We start from the raw sequence: 19357 nt of genomic DNA, 5'->3' as shown, positions 1-19357 counted from the left end.
GAGACCACAATGACCAATTCTAATTCTATTAATCTATCTACACATGAACTGGCTACTTCTCTTGCCTTATGCGGGCATGAAAGCATGGCTAGCCAGGTGTTAAACAGTATGGAAATTATCGAGGATGGAGAGGAAGTCAAACGTTTCATTCTGCAAACAGAGATTTCACTTAAGTCCAAAGGATATTGGGATGATAACCGTTCTACGATGCTAGTAGCAGGGGTGGAGGATCTAATGCATCTGCTTGTTCATTCCAAGAAAAAGGTGAGATGCATTAGAGAAGATCGCGTTCTTCTCATCCATTTAATTGATCAGAAAAATGTGTTGGTTCAGGATATAGGCAATCAAATGCATTCTTTTTCATTGAAAAAATTGGAAGACGGAGTTACTAATCTATTGTTAAAACATTTCAGGTTAGATTCAAGTGATTATGAATCCACTAAGGATATACAAACCTTGCTATTATCGAATGATATGTTTGACGAATTGCACCAGCTAGACCATTCAGTTCTTGAAAGAATGATTAACGATGAGAATTTAGAGGCTGAATTGAGACATTTCTTTTATGATTTTAAAAAAAATCTTCAGCAATTTGATAATTTGTCATTCATGGAAATGGATTACATCAAGGATTTTATGGATATTAAACACGTGATCTTTATGCTTCCGAGTGAACAATTTATCTGGCATCTCGACTATGAAAAAATTCAGGAGGAGGAGGTTTATATCGTACCTACAGAAACAAACGACTATTGCAGCAGATTAAACCAGGATATCCTCGACTATTTCCTTCAGGAAACAGCTGCAAATAGTTAATCTCACTAATAAATCAGGAAGTGGTATTTTCAGATGAGTAAAAAAATAATCGGTTTTATTCTGGCATTTGGTATCTTTACTCTTCTCTCTCTTACATTGAGCGGGATTGATGTCCCTATTCCAAGTTCTTATGTTCCCTTACTGCTTGCCAGCAACGCGGTGTTTGCCTTCTTTTCGATTTTCACTCAGCGTCTTATACTGGGTCTTTACGAAACGAATGTTCATGAAGAGAGAAGCGGTTTTGTCCATTATTTTATTAAATATGTTGCTATTTTTACATCAGGTATCAATTATTATGTACAGAAAGTCTTAAACCGTCTCCCGCTTTTAGTCAACAAATTACTTGCTGTATGCTTTTTCCTTTCACTTGTTTGGATTGGTTTTGGCATTATCGGCATTTTTAATTAGAAAAAGGTTTTCAACAATACATATCGTTCATTGGGGAGTAAATATATGATAACGAAAGAAACGGCAGTCCTTTCCACCCGGGCACTTATTGGGGCTTTGTTCCAAGCTGGATTCAAGAATAAGGCTAAGCAACTGGGTAGAGAACATAAAATGAAGAAAAAAGAACTGAGTGAAGCAATAAATAAGGCTGAGTATTTTTTAAAAGCAGAATCATCCTCGACAGAACTGGCCTCTATCCTTGGCCATCTGGCTCAGGCTCAACGGAAAGTTCGTTTTGAAAAAGGGCAGGATTACTTGATCATTCATTCTATCGATGAAAAAAATGTCCTTATTGAATCAGTACATAATGCTCAACATACATTTTCCGTGCAATCCCTAGATTCCGGTTTCTACTCCATGCTATGCGAGTTTTATGGCTTCGATCCGTCAGCAAGGGAAGATCCCGTCAAAATGAATCTTGAAATAGATACAGAGACCTACGATTTGATTCATGCCATCGAGCGGGAAGAACTTGAGAAAATGATTCGGGATGAAAGCTATGAACATCAAATCCGCCGCTTTTTAGAAGACTTTAAAGCGAATGGACAGAGTGTGAATTCAATCGATTATACGAAGAACACTCACAATCAGGCTGATTCAACCGTTCTTTTTGTTCCAGGAAAAGAATACATTTGGTCGATTGATTATCAACAAGTGAAAAATAACCAGATTATTGCGACCAGTAGTACCGTTGAACAATATTTTCGGATTATCGAACGCAGTTTGGAGGAATTCCTAACCGTAACTGTGGCCAAAAAGAAAAATTCATCTGAAACAAAGCCGTTTTCCATTCAAAGAGGAATTTCTTTTTTTGTGAAGGGGAATGTCCTGTTAATCGTCATGCTGCTGCTATTCAATGTGAATAAAAATAGCTGGGTCGAGGAAGGCGGATCATACGTATGGTTGTTTGGTTTGCAAACTGAAGTTATCATCTTACTTTTATCCTTCATTGCTTGTTTACGCCCTAAGACAGTAAAGAAAGCATCCTAAAACGCCAAAACTGGATAGTAGTAGGGAAATCTATGAAAAGATTCCTAGTGTTTTTATCTGTTTTTGACTTATTATTCTAGTAATGATGAGTGTGTAACATCTAAATGAACAAAATGAATTTAAGGAAGCTCAAACAATCACAAAACAATATATTAAAAGTAATTATTACGATGTTGAATCCATTGTGATTACAAAAACTGAATACTCTCCGTTAGATACAATTTTTATATATGGCTATGTGAATGAAAAAATGTAACCTTTCATACTAATGTAAATCCAACCTTGAACAGGATTGATTCAATAGGTGAATCAGAGAATTTTCCAAAATTAAAAGAAGAGTGTAAAGACGTAGTATGTGAATAAATTTTAGAAGCCAGCAAAAACGCTGGCTAAAGATATTAGACTGGGCATCACAGACATTCCTGCGATTGAAAAAATAACGAGAATCTCGTCTCGTAACTCATTTTACAAAAAAGCAACTAACCCTTAAAAGGGAGTTGCTTTTTTGTTTTTATTTGGGTTTATTCATTCAATAAGCGATAATAATAGAGAATAGTGTTGTTGATTGAAACTATAGGCGAAGACAAAGAATCAATTTGCTATCATTAAATTAACGATCTGTTGAAAGGAGAGTTCGGCCAATGGCTACGGTTGGACGGAATGATTTATGCCCTTGTGGCAGCGGGAAAAAATATAAGAAGTGCTGTGGGAAGAATAATGTTTTTTCTATGGAGCAACTGATAGAAACTGAATTGCAGGAGATCCAGATCGATATTATTCATTATTTTATGGAAAACTACCAGGCAATAATGGATGATTATCTGAAAGAGCATGACAGGGAATTTGATATTCCTGAGGAAGCTATGGAGATGTTTCGCTTTTTTGCGAGTACGTGGTTTATAACTTCAGTCAAGATAGATGGAAAAACCATATTGGCCGAGTATATTGATAGACATATAGGGAAATTCAAAAGACAAAGAGTTCAGGATATTGTGCGTTCATGGAAGAATGCGAAACCTTCTGTTTCCATCATTCAACATCAAGACGATCATCAGTATCTAACCGTTCAAGATATTTTTACAGGAGAGGTGCAAAAGGTTAAAGAACTTGGAGAGGAACATGGCGTTGAGACCGGTGGATTGGTATTAGGAACCATTTTGCCTGCTGGTCCGGCATCTGTATTTTTTACAACATTTCTTAGCATGCCAGCCGATGTTTCAGGGGAACTGAAAGACGAAGTGCTACATTTATATGAGAGCAGTGGGGGAAATAACCCTATTGACTTTATGGTTACTTCTTTTCTTGAAGTGCTTGACCTCTTCATGTTTGGAAAAGCGGTTGTGTCCATTGACAATTTAGAGTGGAATTCGGCGAAACAAAAGGAAGTTGCTTTCAATTACGAAAAGTATATGAAGGAAAATAAGTATGACGAAACCGTTATTAATCTGGGCGTATTCCTTTGGAACAGGTACTCCCTGTTAAGGAATCCAACCATAAAAAAATCGAGCGTATACGAAGCAACTTTAGTCTATTTAGTTGATCAATTGCTCCCGTTCGGAGAGTATAGAACACAAAAAGAATTGGCGGAAGAATTCCGAGTCTCCAGTAGCAGTATTTCGTCAAAATTAAAAGAGTTTGAGAATGTCCTTTATGAAGAAATTGTGGATTTGCAAGAACAGATGGAAAATGCGGATTATGACTTTGAAGATATGGATAGGGAAAGTCCCATCATCAATTCAAGAATCACGATGGAACGGGATCTCCTTAAAATGGAGAGGGAAATAGGGGATAGAGACTTTGAGTCGATTGATGAATTGAATGAATTTATGAATGCACAATTAAACAATCAAAAACAGCCGCAAAAAAAGTTATCTAACAAAGAGACAGCCCAGGAACTGTTATTCGATGCGTTTGAAGCTTCAGGAAATGAGCGCAAACAGCTTGCAAAAAAAGCATTGAAATTATACCCGAATAGTCCAGACGCATACAATATTCTGGCAGAGTACGAAAAGGATCCCAAAGAGCGGCAGAAACTTTATTTGAAAGGTATGGAAGCAGGGGAAAAGGAATTAGGACAAGCATTCTTCAGCGAAAATAAAGGCCATTTTTGGGGAATTGTAAGCACACGTCCATATATGCGGTTAAAATTCAACTATGGCTTGCTTTTACACGATAATGGCAAGCTTGAAGAAGCCATTGTGCAATATGAGGAACTCCTTGAATTGAATCCAATGGATAATCAAGGAGTCCGGTATGAGCTATTCGTGGCTTACGTGGAAAAGGGCATGCTCCAAAAGGCTGAATCACTCTTAAAACAGTTTGATGAAGGTATAACTGCAAATGGGACATTCAACAAGCTTTTAATCGAGTATTTGAAAAAAGGACCATCGCAAAAAGCAAAAAAATTATTGAAGCAGGCAAAAGACAAGAATCCATATGTCATCGATTATTTAACAAGAAAAAAGAAACTTCCGCGATCTACTCCAGCCACCTACGGATTAGGAGACGAATCTGAGGCGATTATTTATGCAGAGCAGCATTTGCATATATGGACAGAAAATATGGAATTGGTTGAATGGTTGAAAAAAGCCCGATAAACCAAGCCTCTTAAAAAATAACACAGGCATTTTGTAATGCCCGTGTTATTTACTTTTCCTCTAATGTATGTGAGATTTGAATTCTGTTAGAAAGCCGTGGAGGATAGTGTATTATTAAAGTCCATTGCCACCCAAAATACCTTTTTAGTAATGTTTATCGCTTATATTTTCCATCCTTAATAAATCCATTCTGCCTAGTCTCATAATATTTTTCTAAAGGGACACTATATACCAAAAGTAAATTTTCATAGGTTGGAGACAGTAAAATGAAGGTTTTATCGATGATCCAGCCTTGGGCAAGCCTTTTTGTTTTAGGAGAGGCCAAATATGAAACAAGATCATGGAAAACAAATTATCGGGGACCCCTGGCAATTCACACAAGTAAAAAAATGGATAAGGCTGTCTGCAACCATGTCGCCATTCAATCGTTGCTTGGTAAGCATGGGTATACAACTGAGAATCTTCCAAATAGTTTGATCATTGCTGTAGGCAAGCTGGAACAATGTTTGAAGGTGACTGAAAACAACCAGACATGGGCAGTCCTGGAGGATGGTCGAATCGTATCTGACAATGACTACTTTTTAGGTGACTTTCCAGTGGGAGGGTATGCTTGGGAAGTTAAGGACATGCAAATGCTGGATGAATTTATTCCAGCCAAAGGAAAGCTTGGATTATGGGAGTATGCTTTATAACAATTCTATTATGATCGGTAGTTAAATAATACTCCATAGGATACCGCTGCATGGGGAAATTTTCGCAGAAGAACGAAAAAATGCTGGTAATTCATACTAACACTACTAATTATCCTCTTTTGAGACACCTTAGATAATAAACCGGGTGAAAAGAGGAGATCGCAATGAATCGATGGCTGATTGTGCTGGGAACCGTAGTTGTACAGATGGGATTAGGTACAATCTACACTTGGAGTTTATTCAACCAGCCGTTAGTGGAACGGTTTGGCTGGGAATTGAGCTCGGTTGCGATAACATTCTCCATAACAAGCTTTGCATTGGCATTTTCGACGCTGTTTGCCGGTAAGTTGCAGGATAAATGGGGACTTCCCCGTCTAATTCGTTTTGCTGGTATCTTGTTGGGAGCAGGGTTAATGCTCAGTTCTCAGATTTCGTCTTTATGGATGCTCTACCTGTTCGCAGGTGTTGTGGTAGGTTTTGCCGATGGTTCTGCGTATATTACTTCTTTATCCAATCTTTTAAAGTGGTTTCCTGAGAAAAAAGGGCTTATTTCCGGAATCTCGGTTGGCGCCTATGGTACCGGAAGCTTGGTATTTAAATATATTAACGGAGCGCTTATTGAATCCGTAGGTGTTTCCCAAGCGTTTTTCTATTGGGGATTGATTGTCATGATAATGATCGTGGGCGGATCGTTCCTTGTGCGGGAGGCTGAGATAAGCACAGAGGCTCAGACCCTGAATGGAGTGCAGAGCAAAGATTATACAGTTAAAGAAATGCTGAGAACAAAGGAAGCCTACCTATTGTTTATCATTTTATTCACTGCTTGCATGAGTGGCTTATACCTAATTAGTATCGTGAAAGATATTGGTGTTAGCTTGGCAGGTCTCGATGTGGCAGCTGCTGCAAATGCGGTGGCACTCGTGGCTATTTTCAATACAACGGGAAGAATCGTTCTCGGTGCCTTGTCTGATAGAGTCGGCCGTCTAAAAGTCGTAGCTGGTGCATTGTTAGTGACAGCTGTATCCGTGACTGTATTAGGATTTGCAGAACTGAATTACACCTTGTTCTTTGCTTGTGTGGCAGGCATCGCCTTCTGTTTCGGCGGCAATATTACCGTATTCCCTGCCATTGTCGCTGACTTTTTCGGATTGAAAAATCAGGGAAAAAATTATGGAGTGATTTACCAAGGTTTTGGGCTGGGGGCCTTGTCCGGATCTTTTATCGCTACCGCACTTGGTGGATTCAAGCCAACCTTTACATTGATTGCCGTATTATGCGTGATCTCATTATTAATCGCTATAAAAATAAAGGCACCAGATAATGAACCACCATCTGACAGAGACGGAAACAAGGACCGCCTAGTTCACAACATTAGACCGGGTACCAAGCTCGGTTGATATACAGTCATTATTTTATCTCAAATCAAATTCAATCATCGTTACCTGTAAACTCATCTCTCTTTTATATAACGTATTAGCGAAAGCTGAAATTTCTCCATCGAAGTCTTCGGAATTTAACTGCCTCCCCTAACATAATAATAGTTAGAGTTAGCATACATTACTTATCAACCTACGCCACAACATGTTCCCACTAAGCTAAAAACTTGTGATAATTACTTTCTCAGCAAACAAACGACAAAGTCTAACATAATATGACATTAGAAATACTTCATGGTACAATTTAACCAAACAAAGGAGGAAATTATGACTATTTCAGAAATTAAGAAACATGCTTTAACATCTTTAAAAGGACAATGGGGAAAAGCAGTTTTGCTTACCTTTTTAGTGTTCTTCATCACTACAGTTTTGACCTTGATCGTTGAAGTCAGCCTAAGCGGCGGTTTTACAAACTGGTTATATCAAGAAGAAACACCAATAGCAGCTGATTTAATTAATTTACTTATCTCGCTTGCCCTCATGCCATTATCAATCGCGAGTTATTGGTTTTATCTTAATCTATCAAGACAGGAAAACGCGCAGATTTCACAAGTGTTTGCCATCTTTAAAAAGGCAGGGACTTATTTTAAAGTAATTGGAACGTCTCTTTTAGTAGTTATTTTTGTAATCTTATGGTCTTTATTATTGATTGTTCCAGGTATTATAAAATCGATATCATATTCCCAAGCATTTTTCTTGATGAAAGACCATCCGGAATATTCCGCACTTGAAGCGATAACGGAGAGTAAGAAAAGAATGAAGGGCTACAAAGGGAAATACTTCCTAATGTACTTAAGCTTCATTGGATGGGGAATTCTTAGTATGATCACACTAGGAATCGGGCTATTGTGGCTCGTTCCTTATATGACAACTTCCATGGCTGCATTTTATGATAAATTGATCTATAAACAGAATAGTGTTGAAGAAGAAGAACCAGTCATTTAACATGTAGCGGTTCATGACTTTTTGAAACAAAAACAAAATTGCTTCAGGTTTGAAGTGATGATGCACGGCCAACCGGATTATTCTGGTTGGCCATTTTTTATGGTTTTTATGTAGTTTGCCAACATGATTTGAACCCTTCAGATATTATTATCTGAAAGAAATGGTTGGATAGATCATGTGAAAATCGAAGGAATGATTCGTTGGATATATATATGGTTTTCGGAGCAACATATTTTGCTTATCCCCATCATAAAATGGACAAGGAGTAAAAAAGCCCGCTGGGTGAATGGGGGCAATGATGCATTGTTAAGATTGAGACAAAAACGTAATCGTTCTTTAGGAGCAGTTTTATATTGGCAAATCATAACTTATGTTTATTTAACCATCGGGGCTATTATTCAAGGGGTCGGAATGGCCTTGTTTTTATTTCCGAATGCGATTCCTTCCGGAGGGGCTGCCGGGATTGCCATCATTTTAAATCACTTCCTGCCTATTTCCATCGGAGTTTGTTTATGGTTTGCAAATTTAACCTCCCTAACATTGGCGCTTACCTATTTTGGATATGAATGGATGATCAGGACCATATATTCAGTATCCGTTGCTTCCTTTACAGTAAATTGGGTCACCATGTTTTGGTATATACCCGAATGGAACATAGGATTCGATATTCTCTGCGGTTCGCTATTCTACGGGGTGGGGGTGGGAATCTTAATAAGGTATGGTTCATCCAGCGGAGGTATGGTTGTCTTTGCACTCGTGCTCGCCATGTACAAGAAATGGAGCGCTGGTAAAGCAATGTTTTGGATGAACATTTCTATATTCATTTTAACCGCCATCATCATCGATATGAGGATCGTTCTATATGCAGTGATCTGCCAATTTTTATCAACCAGGATCATCGACTTCGTGAATACCTATAAAATTGAATTTTCCTTATTTCAGGAACAATTGGGATGGCGGAAAAAATAGTTGCTCGTACATTAACGGCTTGGTTTTTTATTCGCATCGAGGGGGAAGAATTTTGTTCTTTTATATTTAACGGTCTAAGTAGGAAGGTGGCATAAATAGTAAACTGTAAAAAAATATCCTCTGAACAAGACTCAATCTTCTGACTGGGTCTTTTTTGTATAATTATTATTGGATATTCAACAATTATTGTAAATTCCGTTCGGTCGGGTTCCGTTTAATTAGATTAGAGTCAGATGATTTACTCTTTAAAACGCTTACATTTAGCGCTTTTTAAATAATTTTATCTGAATAAAGCAAATTATCTTTAAATTAATTCAATTCAGTGTTATTATTCTTGAATATTATATTTATTCAGGAAAGTGGAGGTTCATTATGTCACAAATGTTAGCTTTAGTTATTCTCGTTTTTATATTATTTATTGGAGATCTGGTGGCTGTACGGACAAAAGCCTGGGTCCCTTCCATTTTCGTATGCGCCATCCTGTTCCTCCTCGGCTACTGGACGTTCTTTCCGCAGGATATCGTAGCCTTGGCGGGTGTACCGCCGGTAGTTGCGACGATGTTGATGTACCTATTGATTACAAACATGGGTACGTTGCTGTCGATTGAGGAATTGAAGAATCAATGGAAAACGATCTTAATTGCGCTATCAGGTATTTTAGGGATTATTGCTATTCTTTTTGGAATTGGAACATTTATTTTCGGCTTTGAGACAATCGTCGTAGCCATTCCTCCATTAGTGGGCGGGATTGTATCTGCGTTGATCATGTCAGAAGGGGCAAAGGAAGCCGGACTCGCATCACTATCGGTATTTGCGATTGTGATCTATGTTATGCAAGGATTTGCCGGATATCCACTCACGTCAATCATGCTGAAAAAAGAAGGCAAGAGGCTTCTTACGCAATACCGCAATGGCGAGCTATCGGTGAAAGAATCTGAAACGGCTGCCACGTCAGAAAATGTAAAGGTAGAGCTTAAGCTATTTAAAAACATGCCGGAGAAATACAACACGGATTTCTTTAAATTTTTCAGGCTTGCCCTTGTCGCATACCTTGCATACCTTGTTTCTGCCTTATTGGCGCCGGTTGCGACAGTGAGCCCGTTTGTTCTCTGCCTATTGTTCGGTGTTATTGCCACAAGCATAGGTTTTCTGGAGAAGCAGGTATTACAGAAAGCGAACGGCTTCGGATTCGCGATTTTGGCGCTTATGTTGTTCATTTTTGACGGATTGAAGCAAGCGACTCCAAACATGATGCTCGAAATCCTTTATCCTCTCATCGGTGTTATTGTATTAGGTGTGATCGGGATGTATATCTTTTCTTTCATAGCAGGCAAGATTTTGAAGGTCAGCAAAGAAATGGCTTTCTCTATCTCCTTGACGGCGTTATACGGATTTCCGGCTGACTATATAATCACCAACGAAGTCATCAAGGCATTGACAGAGGATGAGCAGGAAAGGGAAATGCTGACGAGCCACATGCTGCCGCCTATGCTTGTCGGCGGTTTCATAACGGTTACGATTGTGTCGGTTATCTTGGCCGGTATGTTTGTAGGATTCTTATAAAAGACGGAGGGATATTGTGGAGAAGCTCATCGAAAGCATTGAAAGCCATATCGGCGCATTGAGTGAATTTACAGCGACACCTGGTAAAGGCACCACCCGGCTGACTTATAGCAACGAAGATTTACAGGCACGTCAATATATAAAAGAAAAGATGAAGGAAACCGGCCTCGAAGTCCAGGAAGATGGCTTTGGCAATATCTTTGGCAAACTTGAAGGCACGTTAAAGGATGCGCCAAGTGTACTTATCGGATCCCATTTTGACTCGGTTCCAAATGGAGGGGCATATGATGGCCCTGCCGGTGTAGTGGCTGGCTTGGAAGTGGCTGCCCTGTTCACTCAGAATAAATTAACGCCTAAATACCCGCTGGAAATCATCGCGCTTGTAGAAGAAGAGGGCTCGAGATTTGGCGGCGGGCTGATGGGATCAAGAGGAATCATCGGATCGCTTAGTGAGAAAGATTTTAAAAACCTAACAGATAAAGACGGCATCTCCACGATCGATGCGATGTCCAAAATCGGACTTGATCCGTCGCTTCCTAAAGTAAGAGATCCAAAAACCATGAAGGCTTTCCTTGAATTACATATTGAACAAGGCCCGATTCTCGAGGAGAAAAACATTCCAATCGGTGTGGTCGAAGCGATTGTCGGTTTGACGCAATTGGAAGTGACAGTGCAAGGCCAGGCAGGACATGCGGGTACAACCCCGATGGATCGCCGTTCAGATGCTTTAGTCGCCGCGGCCAAGATCATTGCTCAGCTGCCGGACCTCGCGATCGATGAAGGGGTAGGAACGGTTATAACGACCGGCCGCCTAAATGTTTTTCCAAATGGAGCAAATGTCATTCCAGATAAAATTATCTTCACCGTGGACATCCGTTCAGGGAAAGAAGCAAACGTTCTGAATGTCATCCGGAAAACGAAGGAATTGATAGATTCATATCGTGATAATGGAATCGATACTTCCGCCCGGCAGCTGTTATATATACAGCCCAAAGCATTGAATACAGAAGTCCGTTCGCTTTTGAAGCAAAAGAGCAGTGACTTGGGAATCCCGTACTGCCCCATCAACAGCGGTGCGGGCCATGACGCGATGATCTTTTCCGACGTGACAGATGTAGGCATGCTTTTTATTCCAAGCAAGGACGGACTAAGCCATTGTCCGGAAGAATGGTCGGATGCACGCCATTTGGCTAATGCGGTCCAAATATTCTACGAAGCAGCAAAGAAGTTAACGGAGGCAGAATAGAATGATCCATGAAAAAATAAAACAAGCAATCGAAACTTACAGTGAAGAGCTGACCGAATTACGTCGAAAGCTCCATAGCGAACCTGAACTGTCTTGGGAAGAGGAAAACACGACAGCGTTCGTCTGTGAATATCTCGAAAAACTCGGGATTCCATACCGAAGGACATTACCGACCGGTGTCATTGCGAATATTGAGGGAGCAAAGCCAGGGAAAACCGTAGCATTGAGGGGCGACATGGACGCGCTCTCTGTTGAACAGATCGACAAAGACCTGCCATACGCGTCAAAGGAAGATGGAAAAATGCATGCGTGCGGCCACGATGCCCATACGGCAATGCTACTTATTGCAGCCAAAGCCCTGAACGAAATCAAGGATGAGCTGCCGGGCACCGTTCGATTGTTGTTCCAGCCTGCTGAAGAAGTGGCAACTGGTGCAAAGGAAATGGTGAAACAGGGCGCTGTTGAAGGTGTTGATAATATCTTCGGCATCCATATCTGGTCACAGATGCCGACTCACAAAGTTTCATGTACACCAGGGCCTTCCTTCGCCTCAGCTGATTTATTCAAAGTTACCTTTAAAGGGAAAGGCGGACATGGCGCGATGCCCCATCATTGTATCGATACGGCAATCGTCGCCTCTTCCTTTGTGATGAATGTCCAATCTGTCGTATCAAGAACAATCGATGTCCAGCATCCAGCTGTTCTTACGGTAGGGAAAATGGTCGTCGGCACACGATTCAATGTGATTGCGGAAAACGCCGTTATCGAAGGTACGGTCCGTTGTTTCAATCCTGGAACGCGCGACCATATTGAAAAGCAGCTCCAGCATTACGCTGAGAGTGTTGCCAGCCTGTATGGCGCAAGTGCGGTGGTTGAATACACTCGCGGAACGCAGGCGGTCATCAATGATGAATACAGCGCCAAGCTCGTACAAAAAGTCGCTTCCGAAGCATTTGGTGCGGACGTCTTATTTAATGAAAAGCCGACAATGGGCGGGGAAGACTTCAGCTTCTTTTTGGATGAAGTGCCCGGCAGCTTCGCATTGGTCGGGAGTGGAAATCCCGACAAAGATACGGAATGGGCCCATCACCACGGCAGATTCAACATTGACGAGGATGCTCTAACAACTGGCGCCGAACTATATGCTCAGTATGCTTGGGCTTATTTGAATGAATAATGGAAAAGGTTGTCCCAAACTCGGGACAACCTTTTTGTGTGGAAGGAGCTTATAATAGTTCTGAATTAGAATAGAAGTTAGTAAGAGCCAACCCTGATAGACCAGTTTTTTCAATGAAGTAACCAAGAAAAGGACGAAGCAGGAATCTAAGTTGATTCCTGCTTCTACTCATTCTAAAGACTGGCATTCCTAGACTTGTTGAAGAACTAACAAAAGGTTCTTAAAACAGGTACTTAATAATCCATAGTTACATCATGATAATACTTTAATTCTAGCAAATTATTAGCCGGATCGATTAGAAAAAAAGTGATATGTTCTTCTCGTCTTCCTTCGAAGCGGACCATAACTTCTGGAAGAAAGACAGGTTCTGTTCCTCTGCTTTTTGCAGGAGGGTGTTGAATTCTTCTTTATCCAAAAAGGTGATCCCGTAATGGCGCGGATATATTTTCGGCTGTTCATCGATGCTTTTGGGATTTAGGTGGCATACGACCTGGTCGCCGTAAAAGTTGAATGTGACGCGGTCATCGTAGCGCCTGGCCATGGTGCATCCGAGTTTTTCATAGAACTCTTGGGTTTCATCTAAATCCTTACACAGAATCGCCAGATGAAACACTTTGTTTGTTTCTCTCATTTATTTCGTTACTATCAAATAACGAGAATGTATCTGAGCGTAAGCCGAGGCGCAACGTTTCCAGTGGAATAATATCAGTGAATGCAATATTGGCTAAGTTTACGTCAGAGCCAGCCAGTTGAATGAAGAAGGTTTGCAGCTTTTTATTAGGAGCTTCAAAAATCATATTGTTCAGGTCAATACCGGATGAAACGATTTGTTCGACCAGCTCGCTGCGAAGTTCTCCGTTACCCCGGCACATCCCGCTTGTTCCACTTTCCCTTGCTTCAGCGATGACTTTGATTGCGCCTGCTTCGAAGTCCTCATGGATGTATTCCACCCATTCTGCCGGTTCCTGTGTGATCGCTTTCTCGCTGTCTTTTTGGCCAACCTCGCTGAAGACGAGGAATTCGTCTGAGAAGTCGGAAATGAAGTGGGCTTTTTCTGTATTGGTCATCTCGATTGTGCCATTTGAGATCTCGATGTATTGGCAGCCGTATTTTTTGCAGTAGAGGTAAAAGTCGGTGATTTTCCCCTGGCTCACAAATTTTTCGAATAGCGTTCCGCCAAAGAAGAATGGAATGCCGTGGCTGTTTAGACATTCTATTTTTTCTTCCAGCGTTTTTGTAATAATGGACGTTCCCCAGCCGAACTTCACGTAATCGATGAAATCGGCAGCACCGGAAACGGTGTCTTTAAAAAAGCTTAACGGCACCCCGTTATCAATCAGAATCGTAATCCCTTGTTCTCTCGGTTTTTCTTGCCTAGATGGCAGGTGTATTCCACAAGATCTCCTCATGTTTGAATCCTCTCAATCGATGGAATTCGGCTTGCTTGGTTTACTTTCATGACAAAAGAGCTATTTAGCTCACGGGTACAAATTGAAATATCCCTGGGGTCGAATTCAGGCTTTGTTTCGTCAAAGAATTTCTCAGCGGCCCGGGATGCTTTAATTCTCGCTACAACGTCCTTTGGATGCAAAAAATTTCCCCCTAAAACAATCTCTTTCAAATATTCGGCACAGGCCAGGTCCTCTTCACTTGTCGGGTGTGAGGCGACGATGTTTATTTGTAAACTGCTGTTCGCTTGCTTGCATAAGCTCCGGATATAACGGGCTGTCGTTTTGGCATTGGAAAAACCGGTAACGAATACGTGCCTCGCGTCTAAGGCATGCAATGTGGCCTTCACTCCGTTTGTTGTCTTTTGAACGAGCGTCCGGTCGGTTAAATCGTGCATGGAAATTCGATAAGGAGAGTTATCTAGATCAAACCCATCTATCGGAAGGCCTTTTACCTCACCGGCAAGAAGATAGTGAGGATACATTTCTTTCAAATCAAATGCTTCGTCAATGGTGCCTGCCAACAATATTTCCTTCGCACCATTCAAGAAGGCATAATGGGCGACAGTGAAGGCCCTGATTACATCGATCACAATATTTATATCCGCAGAGGCCAGTCGGTGCTCGTTCCCCTGATAAATGTTTACATCCACTGCAATTCTCCTAACCCATGGGTTTTCACCCACAATTGAAGTTAGAAAAATTATATTCAATTGTTTTGTACATGGTTCCGGGATTTGTTAGTTCGATACATTCATTCCTTCTCTTGCTTCTTGTCCGGAAAAAGCTCTTCTGATATGGGAGAGCGTTTATCAATCATCACCTTTATGATTGTCTTTTTGTTCTTGAGGGAATAATTCTTACATATTGACAGCTAATTACGTCCATGATATATTTATTTTGAATTAAAGATATTTTAATTAAAGTTAAATACAACATAAAAGCACAAATCGAAAATCATTGGAGGAAATAACATGAACGGATTAAAAGGAATACACCACGTAACGGCGATTACAAGCAGTGCGGAAAAGAACTATGAATTTTTCACGTATGTGCTAGGGATGCGCTTAGTAAAGAAAACCGTTAACCAAGACGATATCCAAACGTACCACTTATTTTTTGCAGATGATAAAGGCAGTGCGGGGACAGATATGACCTTTTTTGACTTCCCAGGTATTCCTAAAGGCGTACATGGTACAGACGAGATTTCCAAAACATCCTTCCGTGTACCAAGTGATACAGCGTTGGATTATTGGGTAAAGCGTTTTGATCGTCTCGATGTGAAGCACTCGGGAATTAAAGAGCAATTCGGTAAAAAGACACTTTCGTTTGTCGATTTCGATGACCAGCAATACCAATTGATTTCAGATAAAAACAATGAGGGGGTCGCTGCCGGTACGCCATGGCAGAAAGGGCCGATTCCACTGGATTATGCAATTACTGGCTTAGGGCCTATCTTTGTTCGGATCGCCCAGTTTGATTATTTTAAAGAAGTGATGGAGAAGGTTCTATTGTTTAAAGAAATAGACCAAGATGGATCATTCCATTTATTTGAAGTGGGTGAAGGAGGCAATGGGGCGCAGGTAATCGTCGAATATAATGCGGTTCTTCCTCAAGGACGACAAGGCTTTGGTACGGTTCACCATGTCGCATTCCGCGTTGAAGACCGTTCCGTCCTGAATGAGTGGATCGATCGTTTGCCGAACTTCGGGTTCCAAACGTCCGGTTATGTTGATCGTCACTTCTTCGAATCTTTGTATGCAAGAGTTGCTCCACAAATTTTATTTGAGTTTGCCACGGATGGCCCGGGCTTTATGGGAGACGAGCCGTATGAAACGCTTGGAGAAAAACTATCCTTGCCTCCATTTCTGGAACCGAAACGTGATGAAATCGAAAAAATGGTTAGGCCGATTGATACGGTGAGAAGTACGAAAGAGTTCGTTAAAGAATAATCCAAGCTTTACTTTATCAAATGAGGGTCGAGAGACTGTTTGTAGAACAGGATGGGCTTACAGACACTTTAATCTTCACGCATATACTCTGGATAGTAAAAATAAGTAAGCTCATCTTCGTGTTTGAAGATGAGCTTTTTAATGGAGTGAAAGAACCATAATTTTAATATTTATAAGGAGTCGCCTTATCTAATTTCTCTGAAACCGGGTGATAATAAAATTATGGACTATTTTAGCTCACTCAGTTTTATCACTTCTCCACTTTTCTTCTCTATTACCAATTTTTAATAGCTCCTCGGCATTTTCACCAGCTTTGCGGGAAGCACCAAATGCTTCTTCATAAAATTTAATATCTTCTTCGATTTTATTTTGCTCAGGTGTCATTTTTTCGTCACCTTCCTTTTCTTCGCCAATAATAAATTAATCCCTTTCCTCATTCTGACTGAAAAAAACCCTCACCAGCTGTTCGAGATTTTGGATTTGTTTTTCTTCAAAAAATTCCCGCCCCCCTTTTAAAGATAAAAAGGCACTTTCCACGAGAAACTTCCGGGGATTCTTTGAGTTCAATAGTTCTCCTTGAACAAAGTCCAATAATTCAACGTATTTTGCGTGTTCTATGTTATCGCTTAGCGTTTTTCTTAATTCCAATAAAGTATGAAAAAGCTTCTGTTGGAAAGCCGGGTCGGTTTTCTGGTTGTCTGGGAGCCAGCTGTCCAATAGCTCGGGCTGGATTAATTGATCGCCCGCAACAGACACTTCGTCAACCATCTTGATGATTCGCTCTACGCTATAGCGGACTACCTGATGTATGCTGGGATTTGATTGGGTCGCTATCGCTTGAAATTTAAGGTTGTGGTGCAGAATTCCCATGAACATGATGGCGCAATCCAGCAAATAAGGTTTCTTGCTTTCGCTAAAGATGTCTATGAACCGATCGTATAACCAGCGAATCATTCTGAACTGGCCTTGCTTCAGGAATTCTTTAAAATCGGGATCATTTAAAACGAGTACTTCTTCAAATAGGGTAATGAGCTTATTCGCCCGATTTGTCTTCATTTGCAATTCGATTTGCTTAATAAAGATTTCAATATTGGAGGGATCCTGGCCGATGAGCAATTCATTGCGGTCCTTTTCCAACTTTTTATAGAGCGTTGTGAAAAGAGTGATTAATAACTCGTTTTTAGAGGAAAAGTAATTATAAAATGTTCCTTTTGAAATCCCGCTATAGTCCAATATGTCTTGAATGGATGTATTTTGAAAGCCTTTGTCAGTAAATAAGTGGTGCGCCGCTTTTATGACATGCTCTTTTCTCTCGTTCATAGAATCACCTTTATTCCAGTTATACTGCTTGTATAAAATTTATAGTACATGATTTATTTAGTTTTAACAAACATAGTAAACATCATGTTATCTTTGCTTTGCAATATTTGAACCGATGGTATAAGATATAATTTGTGTTGAAATTAGAGTACAAATAATGATCTGAAAGTATATAGGGGGAAAAACATGGACCATTCCATAAATAAGACTGATCGTCCACCGTACGGGCTTCTTGCTGTGCTGATGATTGGAGCTTTTATTGCCTTTTTAAATAATACCTTATTAAATATTGCACTGCCCTCGATTATGAACGACTTAGATGTTGAAGCGTCTACCGTGCAGTGGCTGACTACAGGCTTTATGCTAGTTAATGGAATTTTGATTCCAGCCACGGCTTTTTTAATTCAAAAATATTCTGTTCGCCGCTTATTTCTGGCGGCGATGATCTTATTTACTGTCGGCACCATTATTGCCGGCGTTGCCCATGCATTTCCTGTTTTATTAACAGGCCGGATGGTTCAAGCTTCTGGATCAGCGATCATGATGCCGCTGTTAATGAATGTTATGTTAGTCAGCTTCCCGATTGAAAAAAGGGGAGCGGCAATGGGAGTCTTTGGACTGATTTTAATGTTTGCACCAGCGATTGGCCCGACTCTATCAGGCTGGATCATTGAACACTATGACTGGAGGATGCTTTTCCACTTTGTCACGCCAATTGCAGTTGCGGTTCTATTGATTGGCTTTTTCATGCTTAAGGATAAAAAGGGGAAGGTGGATATCCGTCTGGATTTATTTTCGCTGCTACTATCAAGCGTGGGCTTTGGCGGTTTGCTGTATGGATTTAGTTCTGCCGGCAATAAAGGCTGGGATAGCCCTCAAGTCTATGGGACAATAATCATTGGGGTTATTTCATTAGTATGGTTTATTTTGCGTCAATTAAAGCAAGAAGAGCCGTTGCTTAATTTCAGGATTTTTAAATACCCGATGTTTTCCTTATCATCTGCCATTACGATGGTCGTGAATATGGCGTTATTTTCCGGTATGTTATTAATTCCGATTTATGTACAAACGATTCGGGGGATATCTCCGATGGATGCGGGGTTAATGATGTTGCCGGGGGCCCTTTTGATGGCTGTCATGTCACCGATTACGGGAAGATTATTTGATAAGTTTGGTGGACGTACATTAGCGGTTACTGGCTTAATCATTACAACGGTTACGACTTATTCTTTCAGCAATTTATCACTGGATACTACCTATACTCACTTAGTGATCTTAAACTCAGTTCGGATGCTGGGCATGTCGATGGTGATGATGCCGGTTTCGACTAATGGTTTAAACCAATTGCCGGCCCGCTACTATCCGCATGGTACGGCGATGAACAATACCTTAAACCAGGTATCCGGAGCCATTGGGACAGCCTTGTTGGTCACAGTCATGTCCAATCGGACGGAAACACATGCCACTGAAATGGCTGCAGATGCTATGAAGAATGCGGCAGGCGAGCCTACAAAAGCTGCGCTGGCTGAAATGCAACAGCAAATTGCCATGAAAGCCATGTTAGAAGGAATTAATGATGCTTTCTTAGTCGCTACATTTATTGCTGCTGTTTCACTAGTTCTTGCTTTCTTTATCAAACGGGCAAAACCAGCGGAAGATACAATCGCAAAACAATCAGCTGGCAGTAAAATGTAACGAAGTTGGTGGAGGATTAAACTCTGAGTAAGTTTGAATAAGTTATATGTAGAAGGGCGCTCGA

Annotated in this window: 17 protein-coding genes and 1 pseudogene; 13 read left to right on the top strand and 5 right to left on the bottom strand. The window is 40.7% G+C overall.

Annotation, left to right across the window (positions count from 1 at the left end; translation table 11 throughout):
- The first annotated feature begins 9 nt into the window (after positions 1-9).
- The 11 genes from LQ216_RS08325 to LQ216_RS08275 all read left to right on the top strand — a co-directional run bounded on the left by LQ216_RS08325 (position 10) and on the right by LQ216_RS08275 (position 12878).
- Positions 10-816 carry a hypothetical protein gene (locus LQ216_RS08325; RefSeq protein WP_230128752.1) on the top strand — a complete coding sequence of 269 codons (807 nt, stop codon included), beginning with the start codon at positions 10-12 and terminating at the stop codon, positions 814-816.
- A 33-nt stretch (positions 817-849) separates the two neighbouring features.
- The gene (locus tag LQ216_RS08320) at positions 850-1224 is read left to right on the top strand and encodes a hypothetical protein (protein ID WP_230128751.1); all 375 of its coding nucleotides are present in this window, start codon (positions 850-852) and stop codon (positions 1222-1224) included.
- A 45-nt stretch (positions 1225-1269) separates the two neighbouring features.
- On the top strand, positions 1270-2253 hold the full coding sequence (locus tag LQ216_RS08315) for a hypothetical protein (RefSeq protein WP_230128749.1): 984 nt from the start codon (positions 1270-1272) through the stop codon (positions 2251-2253).
- Positions 2254-2894: 641 nt separating this feature from the next.
- Positions 2895-4850 (top strand): SEC-C metal-binding domain-containing protein, encoded by a 1956-nt coding sequence (locus LQ216_RS08310; protein ID WP_230128747.1) that lies wholly within the window; start codon positions 2895-2897, stop codon positions 4848-4850.
- Positions 4851-5116: 266 nt separating this feature from the next.
- A complete protein-coding gene (locus LQ216_RS08305; RefSeq protein ID WP_230128745.1) occupies positions 5117-5542 on the top strand; it encodes an ASCH domain-containing protein in 426 nt (141 codons plus the stop codon).
- A 164-nt stretch (positions 5543-5706) separates the two neighbouring features.
- A complete protein-coding gene (locus tag LQ216_RS08300) occupies positions 5707-6939 on the top strand; it encodes an OFA family MFS transporter (protein WP_230128744.1) in 1233 nt (410 codons plus the stop codon).
- 306 nt (positions 6940-7245) lie between these two features.
- Positions 7246-7923 (top strand): DUF975 family protein, encoded by a 678-nt coding sequence (locus LQ216_RS08295; RefSeq protein WP_230128742.1) that lies wholly within the window; start codon positions 7246-7248, stop codon positions 7921-7923.
- 234 nt (positions 7924-8157) lie between these two features.
- Complete coding sequence (locus LQ216_RS08290) at positions 8158-8892, top strand: YitT family protein (protein ID WP_230128740.1); 735 nt, start codon at positions 8158-8160, stop codon at positions 8890-8892.
- 372 nt (positions 8893-9264) lie between these two features.
- Positions 9265-10455, top strand: coding sequence for a hypothetical protein (locus LQ216_RS08285; protein ID WP_230128738.1), 1191 nt, complete (start codon positions 9265-9267; stop codon positions 10453-10455).
- A 16-nt stretch (positions 10456-10471) separates the two neighbouring features.
- Positions 10472-11701, top strand: coding sequence for a Zn-dependent hydrolase (locus LQ216_RS08280; protein WP_230128736.1), 1230 nt, complete (start codon positions 10472-10474; stop codon positions 11699-11701).
- A gap of 1 nt (position 11702) precedes the next feature.
- A complete protein-coding gene (locus tag LQ216_RS08275; RefSeq protein WP_230128734.1) occupies positions 11703-12878 on the top strand; it encodes a M20 family metallopeptidase in 1176 nt (391 codons plus the stop codon).
- A gap of 233 nt (positions 12879-13111) precedes the next feature.
- Here the strand turns inward: LQ216_RS08275 and LQ216_RS08270 are convergent.
- From LQ216_RS08270 to LQ216_RS08260, 3 genes and pseudogenes are all read right to left on the bottom strand, one after another.
- Positions 13112-13509 (bottom strand): annotated as a pseudogene (locus LQ216_RS08270) (VOC family protein).
- A complete protein-coding gene (locus tag LQ216_RS08265; protein ID WP_230128732.1) occupies positions 13466-14287 on the bottom strand; it encodes a phosphosulfolactate synthase in 822 nt (273 codons plus the stop codon). The pseudogene LQ216_RS08270 and the gene LQ216_RS08265 overlap by 44 nt, the downstream one beginning before the upstream one ends.
- Positions 14284-14979 (bottom strand): 2-phosphosulfolactate phosphatase, encoded by a 696-nt coding sequence (locus LQ216_RS08260; RefSeq protein WP_230128730.1) that lies wholly within the window; start codon positions 14977-14979, stop codon positions 14284-14286. Before LQ216_RS08260 ends, LQ216_RS08265 begins: the two co-directional genes overlap by 4 nt.
- Positions 14980-15300: 321 nt before the next feature.
- Between LQ216_RS08260 and LQ216_RS08255 the strand changes: the two genes are divergently transcribed.
- The gene (locus LQ216_RS08255; RefSeq protein ID WP_230128728.1) at positions 15301-16278 is read left to right on the top strand and encodes a ring-cleaving dioxygenase; all 978 of its coding nucleotides are present in this window, start codon (positions 15301-15303) and stop codon (positions 16276-16278) included.
- Positions 16279-16515: 237 nt separating this feature from the next.
- Here the strand turns inward: LQ216_RS08255 and LQ216_RS08250 are convergent, their stop codons facing one another.
- Entirely contained in the window at positions 16516-16662 is a 147-nt protein-coding gene (locus LQ216_RS08250; protein ID WP_230128726.1) for a hypothetical protein, read from the bottom strand.
- Positions 16663-16698: 36 nt separating this feature from the next.
- A complete protein-coding gene (locus LQ216_RS08245) occupies positions 16699-17598 on the bottom strand; it encodes a TetR/AcrR family transcriptional regulator (protein ID WP_230128725.1) in 900 nt (299 codons plus the stop codon).
- Between the two features lie 186 nt (positions 17599-17784).
- Between LQ216_RS08245 and LQ216_RS08240 the strand changes: the two genes are divergently transcribed.
- Positions 17785-19293 carry a DHA2 family efflux MFS transporter permease subunit gene (locus LQ216_RS08240; RefSeq protein ID WP_230128723.1) on the top strand — a complete coding sequence of 503 codons (1509 nt, stop codon included), beginning with the start codon at positions 17785-17787 and terminating at the stop codon, positions 19291-19293.
- Positions 19294-19357 lie beyond the last annotated feature (64 nt).

This window comes from Bacillus sp. CECT 9360 (genome assembly GCF_918741275.1).
Lineage (GTDB): Bacteria > Bacillota > Bacilli > Bacillales > DSM-1321 > Peribacillus.
Note: the sequence above shows the minus strand (reverse complement) of the source record. Positions and strands in the feature narration are given on the sequence as shown.